At 62.2% G+C, this 23,967-nt stretch carries 21 protein-coding genes and 2 pseudogenes; 18 read left to right on the forward strand and 5 right to left on the reverse strand.

The features are described 5' to 3' along the window. Positions 1 to 26: 26 nt before the first annotated feature. On the reverse strand, positions 27 to 2,351 hold the full coding sequence (locus AC0KW6_RS08840; protein ID WP_474034706.1) for a DUF1989 domain-containing protein: 2,325 nt from the start codon (positions 2,349 to 2,351) through the stop codon (positions 27 to 29). A gap of 143 nt (positions 2,352 to 2,494) precedes the next feature. Here AC0KW6_RS08840 and AC0KW6_RS08845 point away from each other — a divergent pair, with 143 nt between their 5' ends. Continuing rightward, the gene (locus AC0KW6_RS08845) at positions 2,495 to 3,484 is read left to right on the forward strand and encodes a LacI family DNA-binding transcriptional regulator (RefSeq protein WP_474034707.1); all 990 of its coding nucleotides are present in this window, start codon (positions 2,495 to 2,497) and stop codon (positions 3,482 to 3,484) included. Positions 3,485 to 3,701: 217 nt separating this feature from the next. Next, entirely contained in the window at positions 3,702 to 4,226 is a 525-nt protein-coding gene (locus AC0KW6_RS08850; protein ID WP_323784332.1) for a hypothetical protein, read from the forward strand. 339 nt (positions 4,227 to 4,565) lie between these two features. Here the strand turns inward: AC0KW6_RS08850 and AC0KW6_RS08855 are convergent. Then, positions 4,566 to 5,449, reverse strand: a pseudogene (locus tag AC0KW6_RS08855) (IS110 family RNA-guided transposase); the annotation flags it as partial. Between the two features lie 293 nt (positions 5,450 to 5,742). On the opposite strand from AC0KW6_RS08855, the gene AC0KW6_RS08860 reads away from it, so the two are divergent. Continuing rightward, positions 5,743 to 5,946: a hypothetical protein gene (locus AC0KW6_RS08860; protein ID WP_474034708.1), complete on the forward strand. Its 204-nt coding sequence runs from the start codon at positions 5,743 to 5,745 to the stop codon at positions 5,944 to 5,946. A gap of 274 nt (positions 5,947 to 6,220) precedes the next feature. On the opposite strand, the pseudogene AC0KW6_RS08865 reads toward AC0KW6_RS08860, so the two are convergent. Continuing rightward, positions 6,221 to 7,391 (reverse strand): annotated as a pseudogene (locus AC0KW6_RS08865) (IS5 family transposase). Between the two features lie 457 nt (positions 7,392 to 7,848). Here AC0KW6_RS08865 and AC0KW6_RS08870 point away from each other — a divergent pair. Continuing rightward, positions 7,849 to 8,664 (forward strand): IclR family transcriptional regulator, encoded by an 816-nt coding sequence (locus tag AC0KW6_RS08870; RefSeq protein ID WP_323778893.1) that lies wholly within the window; start codon positions 7,849 to 7,851, stop codon positions 8,662 to 8,664. A gap of 70 nt (positions 8,665 to 8,734) precedes the next feature. On the opposite strand, the gene AC0KW6_RS08875 is transcribed toward AC0KW6_RS08870, so the two are convergent. Further along, complete coding sequence (locus tag AC0KW6_RS08875; RefSeq protein ID WP_474034709.1) at positions 8,735 to 9,676, reverse strand: cupin domain-containing protein; 942 nt, start codon at positions 9,674 to 9,676, stop codon at positions 8,735 to 8,737. A gap of 105 nt (positions 9,677 to 9,781) precedes the next feature. Between AC0KW6_RS08875 and AC0KW6_RS08880 the strand changes: the two genes are divergently transcribed. Further along, positions 9,782 to 10,570, forward strand: a complete 789-nt coding sequence (locus tag AC0KW6_RS08880) for an IclR family transcriptional regulator (RefSeq protein WP_323778894.1) — start codon at positions 9,782 to 9,784, stop codon at positions 10,568 to 10,570. A 45-nt stretch (positions 10,571 to 10,615) separates the two neighbouring features. Here the strand turns inward: AC0KW6_RS08880 and AC0KW6_RS08885 are convergent, their stop codons facing one another. Further along, positions 10,616 to 11,752, reverse strand: a complete 1,137-nt coding sequence (locus AC0KW6_RS08885; RefSeq protein ID WP_474034710.1) for an FAD-dependent monooxygenase — start codon at positions 11,750 to 11,752, stop codon at positions 10,616 to 10,618. A 276-nt stretch (positions 11,753 to 12,028) separates the two neighbouring features. On the opposite strand from AC0KW6_RS08885, the gene AC0KW6_RS08890 reads away from it, so the two are divergent. From AC0KW6_RS08890 to AC0KW6_RS08950, 13 genes are all read left to right on the forward strand, one after another. Beyond that, complete coding sequence (locus tag AC0KW6_RS08890) at positions 12,029 to 12,796, forward strand: ABC transporter ATP-binding protein (protein ID WP_323778898.1); 768 nt, start codon at positions 12,029 to 12,031, stop codon at positions 12,794 to 12,796. A 25-nt stretch (positions 12,797 to 12,821) separates the two neighbouring features. Beyond that, complete coding sequence (locus tag AC0KW6_RS08895; protein ID WP_323778899.1) at positions 12,822 to 13,796, forward strand: ABC transporter substrate-binding protein; 975 nt, start codon at positions 12,822 to 12,824, stop codon at positions 13,794 to 13,796. Between the two features lie 68 nt (positions 13,797 to 13,864). Then, positions 13,865 to 14,632 (forward strand): ABC transporter permease, encoded by a 768-nt coding sequence (locus AC0KW6_RS08900; protein WP_323778901.1) that lies wholly within the window; start codon positions 13,865 to 13,867, stop codon positions 14,630 to 14,632. Continuing rightward, on the forward strand, positions 14,632 to 15,369 hold the full coding sequence (locus AC0KW6_RS08905; protein WP_323778903.1) for an SDR family oxidoreductase: 738 nt from the start codon (positions 14,632 to 14,634) through the stop codon (positions 15,367 to 15,369). Before AC0KW6_RS08900 ends, AC0KW6_RS08905 begins: the two co-directional genes overlap by 1 nt. Beyond that, entirely contained in the window at positions 15,369 to 16,208 is an 840-nt protein-coding gene (locus tag AC0KW6_RS08910) for an alpha/beta fold hydrolase (protein WP_474034711.1), read from the forward strand. Before AC0KW6_RS08905 ends, AC0KW6_RS08910 begins: the two co-directional genes overlap by 1 nt. Continuing rightward, positions 16,205 to 17,131 carry a VOC family protein gene (locus AC0KW6_RS08915; protein WP_323778907.1) on the forward strand — a complete coding sequence of 309 codons (927 nt, stop codon included), beginning with the start codon at positions 16,205 to 16,207 and terminating at the stop codon, positions 17,129 to 17,131. The genes AC0KW6_RS08910 and AC0KW6_RS08915 overlap by 4 nt, the downstream gene beginning before the upstream one ends. Then, on the forward strand, positions 17,131 to 17,919 hold the full coding sequence (locus tag AC0KW6_RS08920) for an SDR family oxidoreductase (RefSeq protein ID WP_474034712.1): 789 nt from the start codon (positions 17,131 to 17,133) through the stop codon (positions 17,917 to 17,919). Before AC0KW6_RS08915 ends, AC0KW6_RS08920 begins: the two co-directional genes overlap by 1 nt. Before the next feature lie 10 nt (positions 17,920 to 17,929). Beyond that, positions 17,930 to 19,603: a thiamine pyrophosphate-binding protein gene (locus tag AC0KW6_RS08925; RefSeq protein ID WP_474034713.1), complete on the forward strand. Its 1,674-nt coding sequence runs from the start codon at positions 17,930 to 17,932 to the stop codon at positions 19,601 to 19,603. 4 nt (positions 19,604 to 19,607) lie between these two features. Continuing rightward, the gene (locus tag AC0KW6_RS08930; RefSeq protein WP_474034714.1) at positions 19,608 to 20,432 is read left to right on the forward strand and encodes an aspartate dehydrogenase; all 825 of its coding nucleotides are present in this window, start codon (positions 19,608 to 19,610) and stop codon (positions 20,430 to 20,432) included. An 11-nt stretch (positions 20,433 to 20,443) separates the two neighbouring features. Continuing rightward, the gene (locus AC0KW6_RS08935; RefSeq protein ID WP_474034715.1) at positions 20,444 to 21,952 is read left to right on the forward strand and encodes an aldehyde dehydrogenase; all 1,509 of its coding nucleotides are present in this window, start codon (positions 20,444 to 20,446) and stop codon (positions 21,950 to 21,952) included. Continuing rightward, entirely contained in the window at positions 21,949 to 23,187 is a 1,239-nt protein-coding gene (locus AC0KW6_RS08940; RefSeq protein ID WP_474034716.1) for an FAD-dependent oxidoreductase, read from the forward strand. Before AC0KW6_RS08935 ends, AC0KW6_RS08940 begins: the two co-directional genes overlap by 4 nt. After that, positions 23,187 to 23,654, forward strand: coding sequence for a flavodoxin domain-containing protein (locus tag AC0KW6_RS08945; RefSeq protein ID WP_323778918.1), 468 nt, complete (start codon positions 23,187 to 23,189; stop codon positions 23,652 to 23,654). Before AC0KW6_RS08940 ends, AC0KW6_RS08945 begins: the two co-directional genes overlap by 1 nt. Before the next feature lie 41 nt (positions 23,655 to 23,695). Continuing rightward, a complete protein-coding gene (locus tag AC0KW6_RS08950; protein WP_024091324.1) occupies positions 23,696 to 23,959 on the forward strand; it encodes a recombinase-like helix-turn-helix domain-containing protein in 264 nt (87 codons plus the stop codon). Positions 23,960 to 23,967 lie beyond the last annotated feature (8 nt).

The raw sequence follows: 23,967 nt of genomic DNA on the forward strand, positions 1-23,967 counted from the left end.
ATCTCCTGGTTGGATGAAAGGTCGTGTTATGCACGTGCCCGCTTGCGTTGCGGGTCTATGAAGGGAATGTCGGTGACAGTCGCACCGAGTCGCTTCATGCGTCCATCGAGCTGACCGATTTCAAGTTGCGTCTCGTTATCCGCGTGTTCGATGGAGATGCGGCCGATCGCGATGGCATGCTCCAGCGTCGGAGATCGCGTCGCCGAGGTGACTACCCCGACCTGCCGCTCACCGGCCCAGATCGGCGCGCCATGCGCAGGAACATCGTTGCAGCCCAGCAGCAGGCCTTTGAGAAGGTGGCGCGGGCTTTTCATGTTGCGTTCGAGCGCCGCCTTGCCGGTGAATTCCGCCTTTGTCATGTCGACTGCAAAGCCCAAGCCGGCCTCGAAGGCATCGACGCCCGGTGCGAACTCGGCCCCGGCAGCCGCAAGCCCCGCTTCGATGCGGATTGTCTCGAGCGCCTCGGTCCCCATGGGGGTGACGCCGAACTCCTCGCCGGCCTCCATGACGGCATCCCAAATCGCCACCGCGTCAGCCTTGGCGCAGAAAATCTCGTAGCCCAGTTCGCCGGTATAGCCGGACCGTGACAACATGAAGGGCGCGCCTTCCCGATCGTTCAGCCGGGCGACCGTGACACCGAACCACTTGAGCTGCTCCAGAGCCGGGACATGAGGCTGCGTGAACACGATCTTCTTCAAAAGATCCCGCGACTTCGGTCCCTGGATCGCCAGGTTGGGCATGGCGTTCTGCAGCGCGTGAACACGCACCTGCAAGCCGTGCTCGGCAGCCAGGGACGTCAGGACACGCGCACTTTCCTCCGAACCGCAGCACCAGCGGAACAGATCCGTGCCGAGGCGGAACAGGGTCCCGTCGTCGATCACCGCGCCGGTGTCGTCGCACATCAGCGTGTAGGACCCGCGCCACTGCGCCAGCTTTGCCACGTTGCGGGTGGTTGCAAGCTGCAAGAGTTTTTCCGCGTCGGGCCCGACCACGTCATACTTGCGCAGCCCGCTCATATCCTGGACCGTCACCGCATTCCGGCACGCCCAGTATTCCCCCAGCATGCCAGTCGACGGGAAGCTGACGGGTGTCCAGAGATCCCGGACCGGGGCGAAATGCTGGGTCAAGGGCGCCAAACGTTCATGGAACGCGGATTCCTGGCTGATGGCCATGGGCAGGTCTTCTTTCTCTCGGTAAGCGACAGCGTGGCGGATCGGCGCGTCCGGCCGGTAAATGCGCACGTGAATGTCGGTCGGATTCCATCCGTTGACGGGATCTATGTCATCGGGGCAAGCGGTCGAAACACAAACCAGGTCTGTCATCGCGCGCATCGCAACATAGTCACCGGGCCGCGAGTGGCTTTCCTCGGTCATGAAGTTGTGTGAATGGTGGTCGATCCACGTATTCCAGAAGAAATTGATGGCAGGCCAGGCGGAGCGTTTCTTCACGCCATAGGGATCAAGCGCATTCGAGATGTTGTCGGAACAGTTCACATGCCCGGGAAACCCACGTTCCTCGTAGACACGTGCCGTGCAGGCGAGACCGAAGGTGTCATGGCGCCCGCAGGTATCCTGCACCACGTTCATCAGCGGGCGCACCTCCTGGTCAAAGAACTTGTCGAACAAGCCGGGCCCCGGGAAGGCCCGTCGCGCCATCGACCGCGAGGCGGTACCGTCGATCATCAACTCCTCGCCGCGATCCAGTGCGTCTGTGCGGAAGGCCATGAAATCGGAACATTGCTGGCCTTCGACGTCGATGATCTGGAAATACTCGCCCTTCTTGACCTCATAGGCGACGCCCGTCCCGCGCGAGACCGTGAATTCATCCCGCACCTCGCCGAGCTCGGGCGGCAGGACACGGTTTCGCAGACTGGCCGGCTGGTGGGTGACCGTGACGACGCCGCAATCGCTGCCGGCAACAAAGGTCGCGCGGCCGATCGGGCGTGCGATCCAAAGCGTCAGATCCATCCGCGCCTGAAGAACGATCTGCTCAGCGAGATCACCCAGGACAGCGGCGGGAATTTCTGCGGCCGGGTCACCGCCCTGCGCGGATATCCAGCCGGAAAGCGCCTGCGCATCAACCTGCGCGGGGTCGAGCGTATCCGTGCCCCGCAGGCCCAGCTCCGCAAGCGCGTCTTCGCCATGGGGACCAAACGCGGCAACCTGCAAGGAGCCGCCCCGGCCCGCCTCCAGAACGCTGACCAGATCGCCATGTCTCATGTCGATCCGCCGCACTTCGCGCGGCGCGATGGTGAGGACGTCGACCGAGGTCTTTGTGAAGCCGGGAAAAGAACGCTGCGGCGAACTGAGGCCGATGCTGTCGCAAGACTGGATGAGTTGGTAGCCGTACATGGTATCGAAGTTGCCTTCTGTCTGTGGTACCGGTTACATGGCCGATTATGGCTATGATACCAGTTACAAGGTTGCAGAAACTGGTTACATGCGTCAATAACTTTCTACCAAACCGCTGGGCAACTCAGGGAAACGCACAAAAAATGACCGACACAGGCAGCAAGAAGAAAGCCAACCTGCGCGATGTCGCCAGGGAATCGGGCTTTTCGGTAGCGACGGTCTCCCGTGTTCTCAACACGCCGGACATCGTCAATGCCACGACCCGTAAAGCAGTGCAGGCGGCCATTGATGCCTTGCATTTCGTTCCCAGTGCCGCGGCCCGGTCCATCAACTCCGGCCGTTCCCATGTGGTCGGCGCCTTGGTGCCCACTCTGGACAACGCGATCTTTTCCAAGTTCCTGGGCGCGCTCGAAGCCAAGCTGTCTGCCCATGGATTGTCGCTTGTGGTGGCAACAACCGGTGGCGATCCCGATGTCGAGGCACAGAAAGCGCAGGGACTGGTGGACATCGGTGCCGAAGCTCTGTGTGTTTCGGGGGTCACCCATAGTCCCGAGTTTGATCACCTCGTAGCACGCACACGAATGCCGACGATCGCGACGTCTTTCTATCAAGAGGATTATCGATACCCGACAATCGGGTACGACAATGCCGGAGCCTCCCGAAAAGCGCTCGAATTCCTTCGGACCAAAGGCCATATTCATATAGCAGTACTCCATGGGCCGACGGAACAGAACGACCGGATGCACGCACGTTTGTCGGCACTGCAAGAGCATGAAAATATTATCAAATTCAAAACAGAGATGACCTTCGCCGGGGGCGGTGAAGCCGTCAGCGCGCTACTTCGATCCGCGCCGCATATCACGGCGATCCTGTGTCTCTCAGATGTCCTCGCGCTTGGCGCCTCATTTGAGCTTCACCGGCGCAAGGTGCAGATTCCCGATCAAATGTCACTGATAGGGATCGACGATCTGCCTTCGTCGGCATGCGCCTTTCCGGCCATTACGACCGTTCGATTGCCAGCGCATGAAATGGGAATTCAGACAGCGGACGCAATTGCTCAGTGGGTGGAGCAAGATGCAGTGCCGGAGCCCCGCTTGATAGATACAACCTTAATCATACGAGAGTCTGCATAGGTTGGCGCCCGCCTCGGCGGCGGCTGCGCTGAGAACGCATGTCAATTTTATGATGCAGCCGACTTTGCGCGACATCGAAACACCGAATTTTGAATGACCGTCAGACCAAGTGTTTTGAACAATCTCTCAGCTCAAAATAAGTGACGGCCCATGGCATCAGTTCCATGCATGAAGCCGCTGCTGACGTTCAGTATTCCTTTGATGCACAAGCACAAAGGTGCGCGCAGACTATCGCCAAGTATTGCCCCGCAATCTCCGCAAAAAGCTGAAAGAACACAACGACATGTTGACACCAAACACACTCAGAAACCTGGTGATCGCCGGGTTGGTCGGCGAAATTTCATTTGAGGTATACGCATGGCTGATCTCGCCACTGCTGTTCGGCGTCGCCCTTGGTCCGGCGAACTTGGTTGTTGCCCTCATCAAAATCGGATTTGGTGTCACTGTGCCGTATTGGGCCGGTTTTCTCGTTCACTTCACGATCGGTGTCATCGGGTTTGCAGGGTTCGTGTGGCTGACGCATCTGGTGTCCCGGATCAACCTGATCCTTTCCGGTGTCATTGCTGGATTTATTCTTTGGTTCGTGGCTCAGGGCCTTCTGGCCCCGGCCGTCGGGCGCACGTTCATGATGGGATTTGGCGCTTACACGCAGTCTTCCTTTGTCGGGCATGTCGGGATGGCCACGCTTATGGGATATGTCATGGTCGCGCGGCAAATTCGGCAGGCCCAGGCTGCAGCCTGAGTGCCGCTATAAGACCGGACAAAGCGGAGGCCCGTTTCTGCTTTGTCCGAAATGTTTGAGTTTACTGGGGGTGAAGCCTTGCAGTCGCCGCGAACGGCCGGAACGGCGAGCCGCACAGCTCAATCGGCAATATGACACCGGCAGAGTTCATGAAATCCAATGGGTCCACCTGCCACCCAATGGCTTAGAAAACGTAAAAACGCTCAGGTCCGTGGCCCAAGGTTGGAGCTCAGAGCACTATGAACCGCCCCGGTTGTGCCGGAGGCTGATTTCAGTTAGTTACGCAGCTCGTTCCTCAGTTTCCATAACCGATTTCATCGACAATCAGCAGAGACGCCCGGGCGCACCCTTGTGAACCGCCACCTTCACGACGGACATGGCACCGGTGACCAAAAGCCTGCGGATATCTCTCTGCCCCATCTTCGACGTTCGGCCCAATTTCTGCTTTCCCGCGGTCGAGTGTTGCTTCGGTACCAGCCCTACCCACGCAGAAAAAACCCGACCCCGGCGAAAGATTTCCATCGGCGGGGCGAAGGCGGAGACAGCCATTGCAGTTTTCGGACCGATGCCTGGCATGGTCTGAAGACGGCGTGCGTTATCGTCTCTTGTCGCTTCGATGCGCACCTGCTTTTCAAGCCTGCCTATCTGTTCTGTTAGCGTGCGATCTGGCCAAGGTAGATTGATCCAACATCTGTCACCACTTTTGGCAGACCGTTCTCGGGATCTTCCAAGATTTCCCTCAGACTTTTGATATTTACCGTCATTTTTGGTGCCACCCGGCCAAACTCGGCGAGATGAGCCCGCAGGGCGTTGATCGGCTGCGTGCGTGGCCTCAAAAGCAGGTCACGTGTCCGGAACAAAACCGCCCGGCTTTGTTGCTCATGTGTTTTTACGGCGACTGTCCGCATCGTCGGACGTGATGCCGCCTCGGCAATCGCTTCTGCATCAGCAGCATCGTTTTTATGCCGTTTGACGAAAGGTTTCACATAGATGGGCGGTATCAATTTCACTTCATGGCCGAGTGCTCCAATCTGACGCCCCCAGTCATGCGCGGTCGCGCAGGCCTCCATAGCAACGGTGCAGTTTGGTTGTTGTGCAAAAAATGGTACAACTTGCGCCCGGGACAGTTTCTTGCGGAACAAGACATCCCCACCAGCTGTCGCCCCATGCGCCTGAAAACTGCGCTTTGCCAAGTCTACTCCGATGATTGCAACCATTTCCATTGCCGCCTCCTCTGTTTCTGGTCTGTTAAGACAGTACCAGCATGGCACATCGCGATGCCGTCGGGAGGGGCATCCACTCCATCAGGTTGCAGGACGGAGCCGCCGTTCGCCGCTCCGGTCTTTGCCGAAAAGCATACAGCATCTGGAGTTTTCACACAGCCTCGGCTCTCTCCGCCCGCCCAGGCTCGCCGCAGCGGACGGCAAGATCGAGCGGGCATATTTCGCGCGGCTCCACTGCATGTTATTTAGATCATATAGCTGCCGATCTAGTGGCTTCCAGACGAGGTTCGAAGATGGAAGAACACCAATTGTATGCGAAAGTTGAGGAAGGAAGAGAGGCCTTCTCGCCGCCAATTAGTGATTTGGAGGAGCTACTTAGAAGCATACCTGACGAAGCTTTGCGCAGAACCATGCTGCGATCTTTGGGTGAAGTTATGGGTAACCTAGAAACCATTGCCTATGAGTACCGCAAGCACCTTGGAACGACAAATCTGTAAGCTGTGTGTTTCGAAAGAACAGCAACTTTGTCCCGCACCGCTATCGTTCGTAGACGTGTATTGAATGGCCGCAAAGCGCCGTTCGTGCTCCGCTGCGCATGCGAGGGGCCGCCAGGCGTCAGATGGCGGCTGTGGGCTCGAAGCGAGTTATACCCTAACAGGTCGCTGAAATAGCCCCTGAGCCGGAACGCTGTCCTGCCATCAGGGCTAGTTCGTGTGATCACCATGTCCTTTCGGCTCGCTCGACGTTCGCGCCAGGTGCCGTTCTCCCGCGTCACGCGGCCAGCAACCGGGGCAGTCTTGCAAGGTTGTTCGCCGCCATAGTCAGGATGAACCGCGAACGGACACGCTCGACACCGCGATACAGGGTTTGGGCCATGCCTCCGACTGTCTTGGCCCAGCCAAACGGTTCCTCGATCCTCTTGCGGTGCTTCTGTGACAGGGCGTAGCCTTCATGCCGGGTGGTTCGGCCATCGATCGCGGAGTATCTCGATTTCTGCGACATGGGGCGTGACGCAAGCTTGGCGCAGGTCGGAAACGAACCCGGAGGCGTCATAGCCCTTGTCGGCGCCCAGCGTCAGTTGCCGGGTTGATCCAGGGGAATGGCGATGGATCATGTCCAGCGCGGCCTTGGGTTCGGCAGGACCGTCGGCCTGGGTCAGGTCGCCCTGTACGACCAGGCCCGAGCGGTTCTCCATCAGCGCATGCCCGATGAAGCACAACATGGCCCCGGTGCCGGGGGATTTCTTGTAGAGCCGTGCGTCCGGATCGGTGGTCGATACGTGGGTGGCGTTGGAGCGCTTCTCGCCCTTGAAGTCGACCTCGGCATTGCGGCGGCGGTGGGAATTGCGGGGCATCGGATCGGTCTCGGCGGGGCTATCGGAAGGCTCGGTTTCGGGCGTGGTGTCCGGGGCGGGCGGATCACCCGGCCCATCATCGTCAGGCGGACTGGCCTCTGCCTTCGGCTGGAAACTCTTCATCGACGCCCAGGCCTTCACCAAGGTGCCATCCACCGAGAAATGCTCGTCCGACAGCAGCGGCGCGACCTCGCGGTGGGCGAGGATCGCCGCCATCACCTTGCGCGACATCTCGGTCGTCAGCAGCCGGTCGCGGTTCTTCGTGAACACGGTCGGAACCCATACCTGATAATCGATCCCGAGGCCGACAAACCAGCGGAACATCAGGTTCTAGTTCATCTGCTCCATGAGCTGCCGCTCGGATCGGATCGAAAACAGGATCTGGAGCAAGCTCGCACGGATCAGCCGCTCCGGCGGGATCGAAGGGCGGCCGAAATCGGTGTAGAGCGCCTCGAATTCAGCATCGAGACTGGCGAGCGCGTCATTGACCACTTGTCTGATTTTGCGCAGCGGGTGTCTCGGCGGGATGCGCTCTTCCAGATCCACGTAGCTGAACAGCGACCCGCTCGTCTCGTCCCTCCCACGCATCATTACCCCCGCCGGTACCCTGCCGAAGGTGAATCATGTTCTCAAACCGCTGTCGAGGCGGAACTATTTCAGCAGCCTGCTAAAGACTTCAATGTAAAGTTAGTCCGCTTAAGCCTTTGTAATAAATATTTTTATTCGTCCACTTCTGTCTTTGTGTGTCCATGTTTTTCATACGTAATACGGACTTCGTCTCCGCCACCCACACTTTACATTAGATTTTTCATTGCCGCTGGATGTGGCTTTGAGTGGCTCTTGCTGCACAAATTTCATAAGGGCCCAACTGCGCGTGCACACCAGCTATCCCGCTGGATGCACACAGTGAATCCTTCTCGAAATTTGTGCAACGAAGCAGAAACCTACAGTTCACAGGATTGCCGCTCCCTAATTGTCCTTTGCCCCGGGTCAAACTAAGGGTATTTGTTCAAATACGATAGAAGTGTTCAAATTTGGAGGGCGCATGGCAGAAGAGGTGAGCGTGGAGAAGAGACCGGATTATTCGGTGCCGCCGGTCATTCGGGCCTTTGCTCTGCTGCGTCATATCGCTGCCGGAAACCGCTGCCGCAACATCAGCAAGACGTCCAAGGCGCTGGGGATAAACCGTACAACTTTGATCCGGCTGCTGGCAACGCTTGAAGCAGAGGGCATGATCGAGTCGGCGGGGGAGGGCAATGGCTACAGGCTGGGCACCGGCCTGATCGCGCTGGCCTCCGAAGCGCTGAATGAACGGTCGATCGTGCAGGTGGCGCGCCCCTATCTGCGAAAGCTGGTGGCGGAGCTGAACCTCTCCTCGCATCTTGGCGTGCTGGATGGCCGCGAGATTGTTTATCTGCTTCGTGAAACGCCGAACTCTCACCTCGCCAGCAACGTGCGTGAAGGGACCCGGCTGCCGGCCCATGCCACGACCATCGGCCGGATGCTGCTGTCACAGCTGCCTCAGGTGATGCTGCGGCAGCTCTACAAAGGGGCAACCCTCGACTCCTTTACCGAAAAGACCCGGACCAGCCTTCAGGAGCTGGAGCAACAGCTGGATCAGGACCGGATGCAGGGCATTGCCTGGAGCCAGGCGAATTTCGAGCCGGGGATCGGCTCGGCCGCAGTGATCGTCTATGATCACCTCGGCTCGCCGGCCGGGGCGGTGAACGTTACGGGTCACGCCAGCGACTTTGCCCTGGACAGCGGCAATCTGCTGCGCATTGAAACCGCGCTCAAGGCTGTTGCGCAGGAGATTTCCGAGGCGCTTGGCTATCGCGGCTGGGCCTCAGACCAGATGTGAGCGCAGCGCCTGGCGCAAAAAAAAGGCCCCCCGTGCGGGAGGGCCAGTTTCAGGGAGGTATCTTGAAGGATCAGGCCTTTTCGTAGCTGACGCCATCATCTGCTGCAGTGCCAATCACGTGCCAGACGGCAGCGGGCGCGGCGGAGTTGTTGCGGAACCAGTGGACGCGGCCAGCCGGGGTTTTAACCAGATCCCGCGGCCCCAGTTCGACTTCGACCTGTTCGCCGTCCTGTTCCCAGCCCACGGTCAGCGACCCTTCAAGGACAAGGAAAGCATCTTCGACGGCGCGGGTGTAGGGTTTCACTGCAACACCGGCAGGAACGCCCCACATTTCCTTACGGCAGGTGTCGTAATCAATGCCGCCTTCGCCGACATAGACCTTGCGGGTGAAGCCTGCGTCTTCCCAGATTGTGGGCAGATCGGCATGACGCACCACGTATTGCGACATGAGTTGCTGAAGCGGGTGATCGCCTTCCGGGTCAAAGGGCAGAGTCTTGCCCGGTTCCGCACCAAAGCTGCGAGCGAGTTCCGGGGCGTGTTCCTTCGGGTGGTAGTGGTAGACTGGCGGCAGCGGCTTGCCGACGTCGACGGAAATCGACATCAGCACCGGCTCCACACCGTCGACGCGGAAACCATGGCCGATTTCGCGGGCGTTCAGGATCATGTCCTTAGGGCCGAGGTTCACTTCGACGACTTCACCGTCCTTTTCCCAGCCGACAACCAGCGCCCCATTGATGATGAGGAAGCTTTCCTCAATCTCGTGGCTGTGGCAGGCGGCGTATTTTCCCGGCTCCTTATAGATAAGGGAGACGGTGAAATTGTCCGGCTTCAGGGTTGTTGTGTCTCCCTCCTTGGGCGAGCCGCCAGATCCGATGTAGCGCATCTGGGCGCGTTCCAGTTCGGGAAAACCGCGATTGGACGGAAAGGCATCCCAGTCGAATTTCTTGTCGGTAAAGCGCCCGGTATGCGCTTTCAGCTCTTTTGCCAGGGCAGAGGCGGGAGTGGATTGCATGTTCATATTGTCCTCACAGGTCCGGGAAAGATGGCAGCAGTCTAGCCAAATCGCGTTTTGCATGGCACACATGGTTTTACATATAAAACGCATGAGAGGTTCACCATGTCCGAGGACCGCTATCTGGTGTCCGGCTTGATTCGAGGTTTGGATGTCCTGCAGGCCTTCACACCGGAACGGCCGGAACTGTCGCTGTCGGAAATTGCCGGGATTCTGGGGATCAGCCGGTCGGCGGCCTTTCGCCCGGTCTATACGCTTGCCAGCCTGGGATTCCTGCTGCAGGACCGGAACAGCCAGCGCTACTCCCTCGGACCGGCGGTGCTGCGATTGGGGTATGGCTATCTGGCGACGCGCGAATTGGTCGAGATCGCATTACCCGTTCTTGAGACCCTGCGCGACCAGAGCGGCTGGTCGGCGCATCTCGGGGTGCGGGACGGGCGCGCGGTCCTGTACATGCTGCGGGTGCCGGCGCTCAGCGGCCTCGACAGTATCGTCCATGTGGGAAGCCGCCTGCCTGCATCGGCCACCACCATGGGGCGGGTGCTGCTCGCGGGGCTACGGGAGAGCGAGGTCATCTCGCTTTACCGGGACGAGGATTTCAGCCGGGCGCCGGGGCGCAGCCCGCGCAGCCAGGCCGCCCTGCTTGCCCAGTGGAACGGGGATCTGGGGGCCAAGGCAATTGTGCAGGTCGGAGAGTTTGAAGCCGGGATGGCCTCGATCGCGGCACCGGTGCGTGACATGACCGGAGATGTTGCCGCTGCGGTCAACCTGACCCGGACGTTTTCGGAACGGCCCGGCCCGGATCAGCTTTCCGGGATTGAAGCGCAGGTCACAGAAGCCGCAGCACGGCTGTCGGGTTTGCTGGGCTGGCAGGAGGCGAAGAGGCAGATGTAAAAAGCTCCGGCCGGAACCGGAGCTTCTTTGCCGCCACTGCGGATCTCAGGCGGCCTGCGCCTCCAGCCCGCGCCAGGCGTCATAGCCATAGACCCAATCCGCATTGCCGCCTTTCTTGAGCCAGTCGTTGGCAAGCGACCCTTCCTGAACGCGGGTGGTGCGGGGAATGCGGGCTTGCGCATAGCGCTCGAGCGCTTCGGGCAGTGCGTCAAAGCCGACCCCTTCGACGGCACGGGCCAGAACGATCGCATCTTCCGATGCCATGCAGGCCCCCTGCGCCATAAAGGGGACCATCGGGTGTGCGGCATCGCCCAGCAGCACCACGCGGCCTTCGGACCAGCGCGCCATCGGCTCGCGCACATGCAGGGCAGAGCGGGTCACCCCGGTGCAGGCGCTGAGCAGGGCACGGGCCTCCGGATGGAAATCCTTGTAGATTGCGCGCAATTCTTCAATATCTCCCGGCAAGGTCCAGCCTTCTTCTGTCCAGTCTTTCTGGCCGGTGGTGGCAAAGACAAAGATCTCCCTGCCCTGATTGAGCGGGAAGGTGACGATCTGAAGCTCCGGCACCGGGCCCCACCATTTGGTAAAGCTGTCGAGGTTCGGCAGATCCGGAGCGGCGTCACGCGCAAAGGTGCCGCGATAGGAGACAAGGCCGGTGAACTTTGGCGCATCGGCACCGTAAAGCGCATGGCGCACCGCTGAGTGTATCCCATCCGCACCGATCACCAGATCGGCACTAAAGTCGCTGCCGTCTTCGAACTGCAGCGTTGCCCTGGTTTCATCCTGTCGCACTCCGCTCACGCGGGCGCCAAAGCGAAGCGTGTCCGGTTTCAGCGCCGCCTGCAGGGCATCGAGCAGATCAGCACGGTGAATGGTCAGCTGCGGGGCGCCGTATTTCTTTTCAGCGGCGGCGCTCATCGGCAGTTTTGAGGTCACGTCACCGCTGTCCCACATACGGGAGATGCGGAATTCCGGCCGCGCCGCGGTGCGCCGCAATGCGCCGCCCAGCCCCAGATGGTCCAGCGCATGGACCGCATTGGGGGTGAGATTCACGTCGGCGCCGATTCTTCCGTAGGCCCGCGCTTGCTCAAAAATGGTGACCGCGTGCCCCTGATTCTGCAGGGCGATCGCCACGGCCATGCCGCCAACTCCGCCCCCGGCTACTGCAACTTTCAATGCCATTATCTGCACTCCCGATTGTTCACAATATAACATAGTGTTCAAATAGTGACTTTGGCGAGGGGGTTGCGGCCTGTCAAGTGGGCTGTCTTTTAACGAGCTCCCCGGGAGCTCCGCTAAGCCAGATTCAAAAAATGTTGACAGATCGGAGGAGTTTCGGCAGGCTGAATTATGAACAGTTTGTTCTATATTGAACAATATGCTAGCGATGGGAGACGGAAATGAACATCATTGAACACGGGCATCGCCACACGGCCGGCTGCGGCCTGGAGGTCTGACATGACGCTTGAATTCCGATCCGTCACTAAGCAGTTCGCCACACCGACAGGCACCCTGACTGCAATCCGCGACCTGAATTTCCGGGTTGAAGAAGGTGAATTCGTCTCGGTTGTCGGCCCCTCGGGCTGCGGCAAGTCAACATTGCTCAGCATGACCGCGGGCCTGTATCAGCCGACCAGCGGTGAAGTTCTGGTCAGCAACCGCCCAGTGACCGGCCCCAACGCCGAAGTGGGCTTCATGCTGCAGAAGGACCTGCTGCTGCCCTGGCGGACGATCCTGTCCAACATCGAATTCGGGTTGGAGGCCCGCGGCGTTGCCAAGGCCGCGCGGCGTGAACGGGCGCTGCAGGAGCTGAAACACTGTCAGCTCGAAGGCTTTGGCGAACAGTACCCTTACCAGCTCTCCGGCGGCATGCGGCAGCGGGCGGCGCTTGCGCGCACATTGGCCATTGATCCGGAAATCATCCTGCTGGACGAACCGTTCTCGGCGCTGGACGCGCAGACCAAGCTGATCATCCAGGACAATTTTGCCGCCACCATCAAGGAAACCGCCAAGACCACGCTGCTGATAACCCACGACTTGGCGGAGGCGGTGCTGATGTCGGACCGCATTCTGGTGCTCTCAGAGCGCCCGGGGACCATCGTTGCCGAACTCAAAGTCGACCTGCCGCACCGCGAGTCGCCTCTCAAACGCCGGGTGTTGCCCGAGGTCGCGGATTATGCCGCGCAGATCTTCAAGCATCTGAAACTCGAAAACCAGGCCGCTTGAAGCGGCAGAACCACAGGGGAAAGACATGAAACGCAAACTTGCAAACGTTCTTGCCGCAGCCGTGATTGCCGTGACCGGGGGAGTTGCCCATGCCGGTGAACAGGTGACCTACCTGTTTCCGGCACCAGATTTCCTGCCCGCCTTTGCGCCGTTCCAGCTGGCCAAGGCCAAGGGCTATTTCGAGGACGCCGGTCTTGACGTTACCTTCCGCGTCGGCAAGGGCGGTGCTGATGTGGCGACCCAGGTTGCGGTCGGCAACGCTGACCTCGGCGGCGGCATTGGCGACACTCCGATTGTGGTGCGCGCCAACGGGCTTGACGTGCGCGGCGTCGCGCTGCTGGGCGGCCGCGGGCTGACCCAGATCGCCTGGCGCAGCGAAAGCGGCATTGCCGGCGCTGCGGACTTGAAGGGCAAGTCGATCGGCGTGCTCTCCTTTCAGGACACCACCTATTACAACCTCCTTGGCGTGCTGGCGTCAGCCGGCCTGACCAAGGCGGATGCCGACATCCAGGCGGTCGGCCCGGGCGGCATTATCCAGCTGTCGATCGCAGGCAAGCTTGATGCCATGTCCGGCGTGCCGGAATGGATCGCAGCCATCGAAGGCGCCGGCGTCGAGATGGGCCAGATGCCGGTGGACTCTGTGTTCCCGGCGATGGCGCAGGCCATTATCGCCTCGGATACAGTGATCGCAGAGCGGCCCGAGATGGTGCAGGGCTTTATCAATGCGGTGCTGCGGGCGGTAAAGGATATCCAAACCGACCCGAAAGCCGCTGCCGCCGAATTCACCGCCGCAGTGCCGCAGCATACGGGCAAGGAAGCGATGATCGAAGGCATCCTGCGCTCTTATGCCGAGCTGGTCTACCCGGAAGCACCGGATCAGCCGCTTGGCACCTTTGACCCTGTTCGGATCGAAAAGGTCCAATCCTTCTATGTCGATAACGGCCTCGTGCGCTCTTCGGTGCCGGTCGAAGACCTCTACACCAATGACTTTGTGAAATGACCGATACAACGCAAACCCGCGAGGGGGGCACCCCCCCCGCATGCCCCGCCGAACCGAGGATCTCGCCGATGCGCGCCCTGAACCCAGTCACAATCACCAGCTTGGGCATCCTGACCCTGGTGCTGCTGGCATGGGAGTTCCTGCCGCCGGCGCTGGATGTTCCGAAATTCATTATTCCGACCCTGTCCGACTGCCTGGTTGAAGCCAAGCGCATGTGGGCACAGGAAGGGCTGCTGAACCATACGCTGTCGACCGCACTCTACACCGTTCTTGGTTTTGCCGTGGGCAGCGCGCTGGGTGCGGTGATGGGCTATCTTCTTGGCATGTCGGCCTTCTGGGAAAAAGTGCTGTCGCCCTACATCCTGGCGCTGCAGATCGCGCCCAAGGTCGCCTTCGCGCCGCTGTTCATCATGTGGTTCGGCTACAACTCCATCCCCAAGCTGCTGGTGACGGTGCTGATCGTGTTCTTCCCGGTGCTGGTCAACGTGCTGCAGGCGATGCGCACCGTCGACCGCGATCTGGTGAACCTGGCCCGCGCCTATAGCCTTTCGCGCTTTGGAATCTTCCTGAAAGTCGAGATGCCTTCAACCCTGCCGAACCTGATGGCCGGGCTGCGTATTGCTTCGACCCTTGCGGTGATCGGCGTCACCGTCGGCGAATTGGTCGGCGGCAATACCGGGCTCGGCTTTCTGATCTCCTATGGCGGCGGCCAGGCCAATGCCGCGATGGTTTTCATCGCCATCGTGCTGCTGACGGTGATCGGCTTCCTGCTCTACACCGTACTGGTACGGATTGAAGACCGCGTGCTGCATTATCTTCCGAAGGCGGAAAGCTGATGCTGGACGGACGCAACATCATCGTGACCGGCGCCGCACGCGGTCTTGGCGCCGAGATTGCCAAAACTTTGGCGGAACAGGGTGCCCGGCTGATCCTCGCCGATATCCTCGAAGAGGAAGGCCGGGCGACCGCAGAGACCCTCGGTGCGGAGTTCCTGCCGGTCGATCTCGCAGAGCCGGCATCAATCGAAGCCATGGGCAAAGCTGCGGCGGAGCTGACCGGCGGCGTCCTGCACGGGCTGGTCAACAACGGCGCGATTGCCACCGGCATCGGCGGCATCCCCTTTGACGAGATCGCCATTGATAGCTGGGATCTGGTGCAGCGCGTCAATGTGCGCGGGACCTGGCTGATGATCAGAGCGATGACGCCACTGCTCAAAACCTCCGGCTCCGGACGGATCGTGAACCTCGCCTCCGACACGGCGATTTGGGGCGCGCCGAATCTGATGTCCTACGTCGCCTCCAAGGGCGCGGTGATCTCGATGACCCGCTCGCTGGCACGGGAACTGGGACCCTGCCACATCGGCGTGACCGCCGTGGCGCCCGGTATCCTGACCACCGAGTCGACGGAATATGTCCCGGTGGAGCGGCATGACCTTTATGCCGGCCGCAGCGCCGTACCCGGCCGGCAAGCGCCGGAGCAGGTGACAAGTGTGGTGGCGTTCCTGCTGAGCAGCGGGGCGCTGACCCTCACCGGGCAGGTGCTGCCGGTGAACAACGGTTTTGTGTTCGCGTGATGGACCGGATCGCAACATATCAGTCCGGCGGCATCGAATATGCCGAACGTGCGGGCACCGGGCCCTGCCTGCTGCTGCTGCACGGGATCGGGTCGAACGCCCATTCTTTTGCACCGCTGATCCCGCATCTGCCGCAGGACTGGCGGGTGATTGCCTGGAATGCGCCGGGCTACGGACAGTCAGCGCCGCTTCAGGGCGACTGGCCGGTGGCCTTCGACTACGCCCAGGCGCTGCTGGATTTCATGGACCGCCTCGGTCTTGATCAGGTGATGCTGGCGGGCCATTCGCTGGGCGCGCTCACCGCGGGTGCCTTTGCGGCGAGCTTCCGGGACCGGGTGTCCCGGCTGCTGCTGGCCTCGCCCGCGCTGGGGCATGGCATGGCCCGCGGCGGCCCGCCCAGCCCGGCGGCCCGGACCCGGATCAGCGATCTGGAGGCTCTGGGGCCGGAAGCCTTTGCCGCTGCCCGGGCGGCCCGGCTGGTGCATCAGCCCGAAGCCAGCCCGGAACTGGTTGCGGCGGTGCAGCGCAATATGGCGCAAGTCCGCATGCCCGGCTACGGCCAGGCGGCGCGGATGCTCGCCTCCGGCCGGTTGCTGGATGATGCCCGGCGGATCGCCGTTCCAGTGGATGTCATCGTTGGCGCCTGTGACGCCGTGACACCGCCCGAAGGGGCAAGACGCGTCCATGCCGCGCTGCGGCCGGATTGGCGTGGAACCTACACCGTGCTGCCCGATGCGGGGCATGCGCTTTACCAGCAGGACCCCGCGGGCTTTGCCGCTGCTTTGGTGGCCCTTGCTGAACCCGGCCGCGCGAGCGGGAACAAGGAGGTTGTGAAATGACGGAAATAGTACGAGTCGGCAGTTTGCGCGGCATCGTTATGCGCGGCCCGGGCCTGACGGCCACGCTGCCCTTCTATGAAGACATGTGGGGCCTGAACCTTGCGCATAAGGAAGATGGCGCCGCCTATCTGCGCGGCACCGGCAATGAGGCCTTTCTTTATGGTCTGAAAGAGGGGCCGGTCTTTGGCATCGAATATGTGCATTTTTCCATGCCGGACCGCGCCTCGATGCAGGCGCTGCACGATCAGGTTACCGCCAAGGGCGCCGATGTCGTGCGCCCCTTGGGTGAATTCAGCGACTATGCTGGCGGCTACGGCTTCGAGGTTCTCGACCCCGACAACCGCCGCCTGCGGTTCCGCTGCGATGCGCTGGAACTTGACGAGGCGCCGGAATGGGCCAAGCCCCGCAAGGTCAGCCATGTGGTGCTGAACACCCCCGACCTCGAATCCCGCGAGGCCTGGTATCAGGAGGTTCTGGGCTTCCGGGTATCGGATTACTCCGCCGACCAGATGGTGTTCCTGCGCTGCAATTCGGACCATCATTCGATTGCGCTGGTGCGCGGCAACTACGCTTCGGTAAACCACGTCGCCTTCGAGATGCCTTCGATCGACGAATTCATGCGCGGCATTGGCCGGATGAAGCAGAAGGGCCATCTGCCAACCTGGGGCCCGGGCCGCCACGGGCCGGGCAACAACCCCTTTGCCTATTTCGTCTCGCCCTCGGGCTTTGTGATCGAATTCACTTCAGAGCTGCAGCAGATCGACGAGTCCACCCACGAAGCCCAGGTCTGGCCGCGCGACGATCCGGAGAAGATGGACCAGTGGATGACCGCCGGCCCGCCGACGCCGGCGCAGCGCGCGGTGATGCAGGGCCGCCCGGATCCGGGCTTCCCGGAGTTCCGCAAACACGGGGGAACGAACTGATGGATCTGAAATACGCAAACCGCACTGCGGTGGTGACCGGCGGTTCTTCCGGGATTGGCCTGGCCACCGTGCGCAAGCTCCTGGAGGAAGGCGCAAATGTTGCCCTCTGCGCCCGCACCGAAGGCCGGTTGATGGATGTCGCGTCGGTGCTGAAGCGGGATTATGGCGACGGCCGGGTGCTGGCGCGTGCGCTGTCGGTGCTCGATCCAGAAGCGATGAATGCCTTTGCCGCCGAGGTGAAGCAGACCTTCGGCCGCTGCGATCTGCTGGTCAACAATGCGGGCCAGGGGCGGGTCTCGACCTTTGCCGATACAACGGACGACGACTGGCGTGCGGAATATGAGCTGAAGCTGTTCAGCCAGATCCACCCCCTCAGGGCCTTCCTGCCGATGCTGAAAGAAGCCGAAGGCGCCGTGGTGGCGGTCAATTCGCTGCTCGCCTTGCAGCCCGAGCCGCATATGGTCTGCACCTCCTCGGCCCGGGCCGGTGTGCAGAACCTGCTGAAATCGCTCTCGGTGGAATTGGCGCCGGAGGTGCGGGTCAACTCGATCCTGCTGGGCATGGTCGGCTCCGGCCAATGGACCCGCCGTTTTGCCGAACGCGAGGATCAAAACCAGAGCCGCGAGGAATGGTACGGCAACCTGGCCCGTAAGAAGGGCATACCGCTGGGCCGCCTGGGCGACCCGGAAGAGGCCGCCGCGGCGATCACCTTCCTGGGCTCGCATGCGGCCAGCTACATCACGGGTGCGCAGCTGGAAGTCTCCGGCGGCCTGTCACGATCAATCTGAGGAAAAAGAGATGAAAATGGAACCTATTGCAGACGCGGGAACCGTCGGGGACTTTATCGCCCGCTACCTGGCCGACATCGGGGTGACCACCATCTTTGGCGTGATCTCGATCCACAACATGCCGATCCTCGACGCCGTGGCGCGCCAGGACCGGATCCGCTTTGTGCCTGCCCGCGGCGAGGCCGGCGCCATGAACATGGCCGATGCCTATGCCCGGGTGACCGGGCACCTGGGGGTCTGCATGACCTCCACCGGAACTGCCGCAGGCAACGCTGCCGGGGCGCAGGCAGAGGCGCTGACCGCAGGCTCGCCGGTACTGCATATCACCACCCAGGTGGACCGTGAATTCGCCGACCGCGACCGTGCCGCCATCCACGACGTGCCGCGCCAGCCAGAGATGCTGCGCGGGGTTTCCAAGGCGGTCTACCGCATGTGGGATGCCGGCGGCGCCATTGGCACGCTGACCGCGGCGGTGTCGTCGGCGATGTCCGCCCCCTCCGGCCCGGTGAGCCTTGAGATCCCTGTTGACGTTCAGCGCTCGCCCGCGCATCCGGCCACCCGTGTGCATGCGCCGGAAGTGCAGAAGCCGCGCGCCCCTGACAGCGTCATTGAGGAGATCGCCGAGCGCGTCAAAGCCGCCAAACGGCCGATGATCTGGCTGGGCGGCGGCGCCCGCGGCGCCGGGAAAGAGGCGACCGAACTGATGCGCCGGGGCTTTGGTATTGTGACCTCCACCAATGGCCGCGCTGTGGTTTCGGAAGAGGAGAGCGGCTCGCTCGGGGCCTTCAACATGACGCCCGAGGCGGCGGCGCTTTATGATAGCTGCGATCTGATGATCGTTGCCGGCTCCCGCCTGCGCGGTAATGAGACCCGCAACAACAAGCTGCCGCTGCCGCGTCCGCTGATCCAGATCGACGCCGAAGCCAGCCAGGGCGGGCGCAACTACCCGGTTGAGGTCTTCGCCCATGGCGATGCCGCCGATACCCTGGCGCGGCTTCTGCAGCTGCTGCCGGAAAAACTGGACACGGATCCGGAGCTGCCCTTCGATATCGCCCGCACCCGCGCCCAATCCGAAGGCCGGATGCGCGACATCCTCGGCCCCTACAGCGTGGTGGCCGATGTGCTGGCGGAAAAGGTCAGCACCGGTGGCCACGCCTGGGTGCGCGATGTCACCATCTCGAACTCCACCTTCGGCAACCGTTATGTGCGGATTTCCGACCCCAAACTCGGTGTGCATGCGCTGGGGGGAGGCATCGGGCAGGGCGTGTCGATGGGGATCGGCGCGGCGCTTGCCTCTGACGGACCGAAAGCAATCACCATTCTGGGCGATGGCGGCACTATGCTGGGGCTGGCCGAAATGATCACCGCCGTCGATGAGCGCGCGCCGCTGGTCTACGTGCTGATGAATGATCAGGCTTACGGGGTGATCCAGAACATTCAGGACGCTCAATACGACAGCCGCCGTCACTACTCCCAGGTCGCGGTGCCGGATTTCGAAGCCTTTTGCGCCTCGATCGCCATGCCGCACCAGAAGGTCACCGACGTCGAAGATTTCGGGACCGCTCTTGAAGCTGCTCTGGCCGCTCGCGGTCCGCAGGTGATTGAGGTCGACATGTGCGCCATCGGCCCCTTCGCCGAAGCCTTTTCCGGTCCCCCTGCAGGTGCCGCAGGGAACAAGGAGTAACTTGATGGATCTCGCACTGATCGGATTCGGCAATATCGCCACCACGCTGCTGTCGCTGCTGAACGACACGCTGGATGCGCCGCTGGACAGCCTCACCGTCATGGTTCTGCCGGAGTTTGCCGAAGATACCGAAGCGCGGCTTGAGCACGACTTCGCCGGGCTGGCCGCGGACCGGCAGGTGGTCACATCCGTTCCCGCGCTACTGGAGGCGCGGCCGGACCTGCTGATCGAATGTGCCGGCCATGCGGTGGTCAAAGCCCATCTGCCCGAGGTGCTGCGGTCCGGGGTGGACACCATCCTGGTGTCTATCGGCGCGCTGGCGGATGACCGGCTGCACGCGGATCTTCGCGCCGCCGCGCGGGAAGGCGATGCCCGGCTGATCCTGCCGGCCGGGGCCGTCGGCGGCATCGACCTGCTGTCGGCGCTTGGCGCGGCTGGGGGGCTGGAAGTGACTTATCGCGGCATCAAGCCGCCAAAGGCCTGGACCGGCACCCCGGCGGAAGAAGCGCTTGATCTTGATCACCTTGGTGAACGGGCGATCTTCTTCACCGGCAACGCCCGTGAAGCGGCGACAGCCTACCCCAAGAATGCCAATGTCGCGGCAACGCTGGCCCTCGCGGGGGCCGGGTTCGAAGCCACCCGGGTCGAACTGGTCGCTGACCCTGCCGCGTCCGGCAATATGCATGAATACGAGGTCAGCTCGCCGCTCGCGCGCTATTCCATGCGGATCGAGAACCTGCCGTCGGCGGGCAACGCCAAGACCTCTGTCTCCACCGTCTATTCCGTGTTGCGGGAAATCCGCAACCGGATCGGCCCGTCTGCAATCTGAGGAGCTCTGCGATGAAAGATGCAAGTGATATCCCCCTGCCGGACGGCAAGCTGTTTGTCGGCGGCGAATGGGAAACCGGCACCGGTGCAGAGATCACCTCGATCTTCCCGGCCGACGGCTCGGTCAACCGGGTGCTGAAAGGTGCGTCGCGCGAAGACGGGCTGCGGGCGATTGCCCGTGCCAAGGCAGCGCAGGCCGACCCTGCTTGGCGCAGCCTGAAACCCCATGAACGGGCGCGCTATCTCTATGCCATCGCGGATGGCATCGAAGCCAACGCAGATCGCATTGCTTTCATCCAGAGCCGGGACACCGGCAAGACCCTGCGTGAAACCGGCGCGCTCGCGGCTTCGGCGGCTGCCACCTTCCGCTATTTCGGTGCGGTGCTGGAAACCACCGATGACAGCCTGACCGCTCAGCGCGGCACCGCGCTTACGATGTCGGTCTACGAACCTTTGGGTCTGGTGGCGGCCATCACGCCGTGGAATTCGCCCATCGCCTCTGATGCGCAGAAAGTGGCACCGGCGCTGGCGGCGGGCAATGCGGTGCTTCTGAAGCCTGCATCCTGGTCGCCGCTGGTGAGCCTCGAACTGGCCCGCATCGTCGAGGCGGCGGGGCTGCCCAAGGGGCTGTTCTCGGTGCTGCCCGGCGCCGGGTGCGAGATCGGCAACCTGCTGGTCGAACATCCCGATATCGCCAAGGTGAGCTTCACCGGCGGCACCTCGACGGGGCGGATGCTGGCAAAACAGGCGGCGGAAAAGCTGATGCCGGTCTCGCTGGAGCTGGGCGGCAAATCCCCGACCATCGTCTTTGCCGATGCGGATATCGATCAGGCCGTTGCCGGGGTAATGTTCGGCGTCTTCTCCTCCACCGGGCAAAGCTGCATCGCCGGCGCCCGGCTGTTTGTCGAAAAGCCGGTCTACGATGACTTTGTGGCCCGGCTGACCGAGGCGACGAAGCGGCTGAAGGTCGGTCATCCGTTTGAGGAGACCACGCAGGTGGCGCCGATGGTGCATCCGGATCACCGCGACAGCGTCGCCCGTTACGTCGAAATGGCGCGCAGCGAAGGGGCCGAGGTCCTGTGCGGCGGCAGTGCCCCAACAGGAGAGGGCTACGGCAAGGGCGCCTATTACCTGCCGACGATCCTTGCCGGGGTGCCCAATACCGCGCGGATCTGCCGCGAGGAGGTCTTTGGCCCGGTACTGGTCGTGCTGCCCTTCGAGGATGAGGCGGATGTGATCGCCCAGTCGAACGACAATGACTATGGTCTCGCGCTGGGTCTCTGGACCCGGGATTTCCCCAAGGCCTGGCGGGTCGGTCAGGCGATTTCCACCGGCACCGTCTGGGTCAATACCTACAAGCAGTTCTCGATCTCAACGCCCTTTGGCGGCGAGAAGGACAGCGGCATGGGCCGGGAAAAGGGCCGCGAGGGCATTCGCGCCTACATGGCTCAGAAATCGATCTATGTTGATCTGAGCGGTGCCCCCCATCCCTGGGCCGGTGCCGCGCTGGAGGCGTCATGACTGCACAGATTGCCATCGTGGGCGCAGGCCCGTCGGGCTGTTACCTGGCCCAGGCGCTGCTGAAGGCGCAGCCGGATCTGCAGGTCGATGTGATCGACAAGCTGCCGGTGCCCTACGGGCTGGTGCGCTACGGCGTGGCCCCCGACCATCAGGGCACCAAGGGGGTGATCCGCCAGTTTGCCCGGCTGTTCGAACGCCAGGGTGCGCGGTTCATCGGAAATCTGGCTGTGAACGAACAGATCTCGCTGGACGATCTGCGCGCCGCCTATGATGCGGTGGTGCTGGCGGCCGGTCTGCCGGGCGACCGCAGCCTGGGCATCCCCGGCGAGGATCTGGCCGGTGTCCATGCCTCGGGCCAGCTGACCCAGGCGATCAACGAGCATCCCGAGGCAGCGGATCTGCCGCGGCTGGGCAAGCATCCGGTGATCATGGGCAATGGCAATGTTGCCATTGACCTGCTGCGGCTGCTGGCCAAGACGCCGGAAGAGCTGGAAGGCTCCGACGCCGGGCCGGGTGTCAGCGCATGGCTCGCCGACAGCGGTATTGAGAGCCTGCAGATCATCGGCCGCTCGCAGGCGGGGCAGGCCAAGTTCGATCCCGTCATGGTCAAGGAATTGGGCAAGCTGGCCGGTGTCACCATCCGCGTGGAAGGTGCCGAAGACAGCGATGATCCCGAAGCCGCCAAGAAACTCGCCGCCTTGGCCGTGATCGACGGCCACGGCACCGGCCGCCGCCAGGTCACCTTCCGTTTTGGCCTGACGCCGGTGGCGCTGGAAGGTCGTGACCGTGTCGAAACCGCCGTGTTCCGCACCGCGGATGGCGGCGAAGAGCGCATTTTCTGCACCGCATTCCTGACCGCCATCGGGTTCCGGGCCGAAGGCGCGCTGGAGCGGGACGCGCTGGTTGCGGGGGCCGCGGACGCCGAAGGCGGCAAGCTGGGTGATGGTCTCTATGCCACCGGCTGGTTCCGCCGCGGCCCGCGCGGCACGATCCCGGAAAACCGCGCCGATGCCCAGGCGCTGGCAAAACGTATTCTGGCCGAAATCCCGGCAGAGGGCAGCGGCAAATCCGGCCGCGCCATCCTGGAGGGGCTGCCGGATCTGGTCAGCTACGAAGGCTGGCAGCGGATCGACACCGCCGAAACCGCCGCCGCGCCCGAGGGGCGCTGCCGCGTCAAGATCTCAACCCGTGCCCGCATGCTGGCACTTTCCAAGGCAAGCGAGGAGTTGCGCTGATGAATATTACCCTGCTGTACGGAACCGAAACCGGCAACGCCGAAATGCTGGCCGAAGACATCCAGTCGGAACTGGAGGGCGGTCACGAGGTGGATTGCCAGAATCTCGAAGATTTTGCCCCCGGCGATTTCGACCGGGATGCCTTCTATCTGCTGGTCTGCTCGACCTATGGCGACGGAGAGCTGCCGGCTTCGGCACAGCCCTTTGCCGAGGCGATGGCGGCGGCGGCGCCTGATCTAAGCGGTGTGCATTTCGCCATCTTCGGGCTGGGCGACAGCGAATATGACGAAACCTTCAATCAGGGAAGCGGCAAGCTCGCGGAACTCTTGGCCTCATATGGGGCCACGCAATTGGGCGAACGCATCGTGCATGACGCTTCCGGCGACGATCTTGCCGAGGATCTGGCCTTTCCCTGGGCCGAGGCTGCCGTGGCGATTGCCGCAGAAAAACTGAGCGAGGCGGCCTGACCGGCCCGCCTTTCCGAAACCCACCCTCAAAGGAGACCGCCATGCTGCAAGATCCCGCCCTGCGCACCCAGTCCAAAGGCCGCCCGCTGACCGATGCGGAAACCCGGTTCGCTCAAGATCTGGAGCGCATCTATGAAACCGGCTGTCACGATTTTGAAAAAGTCGTCGACGAGCTGAACAGCCGCAAGATCACCCGCCCGTCGGGCGAGGCCGGCGCCTGGACCCTGGAGGTCTTTGAAGCCGAACTGAAACAGATCAACGCATCGCATGATGCAGCGCATGCCGAACACGGCATCGGCGCCTGAGGGGGGAA

The sequence above is a fragment of the Leisingera sp. SA215 genome (assembly GCF_055902035.1).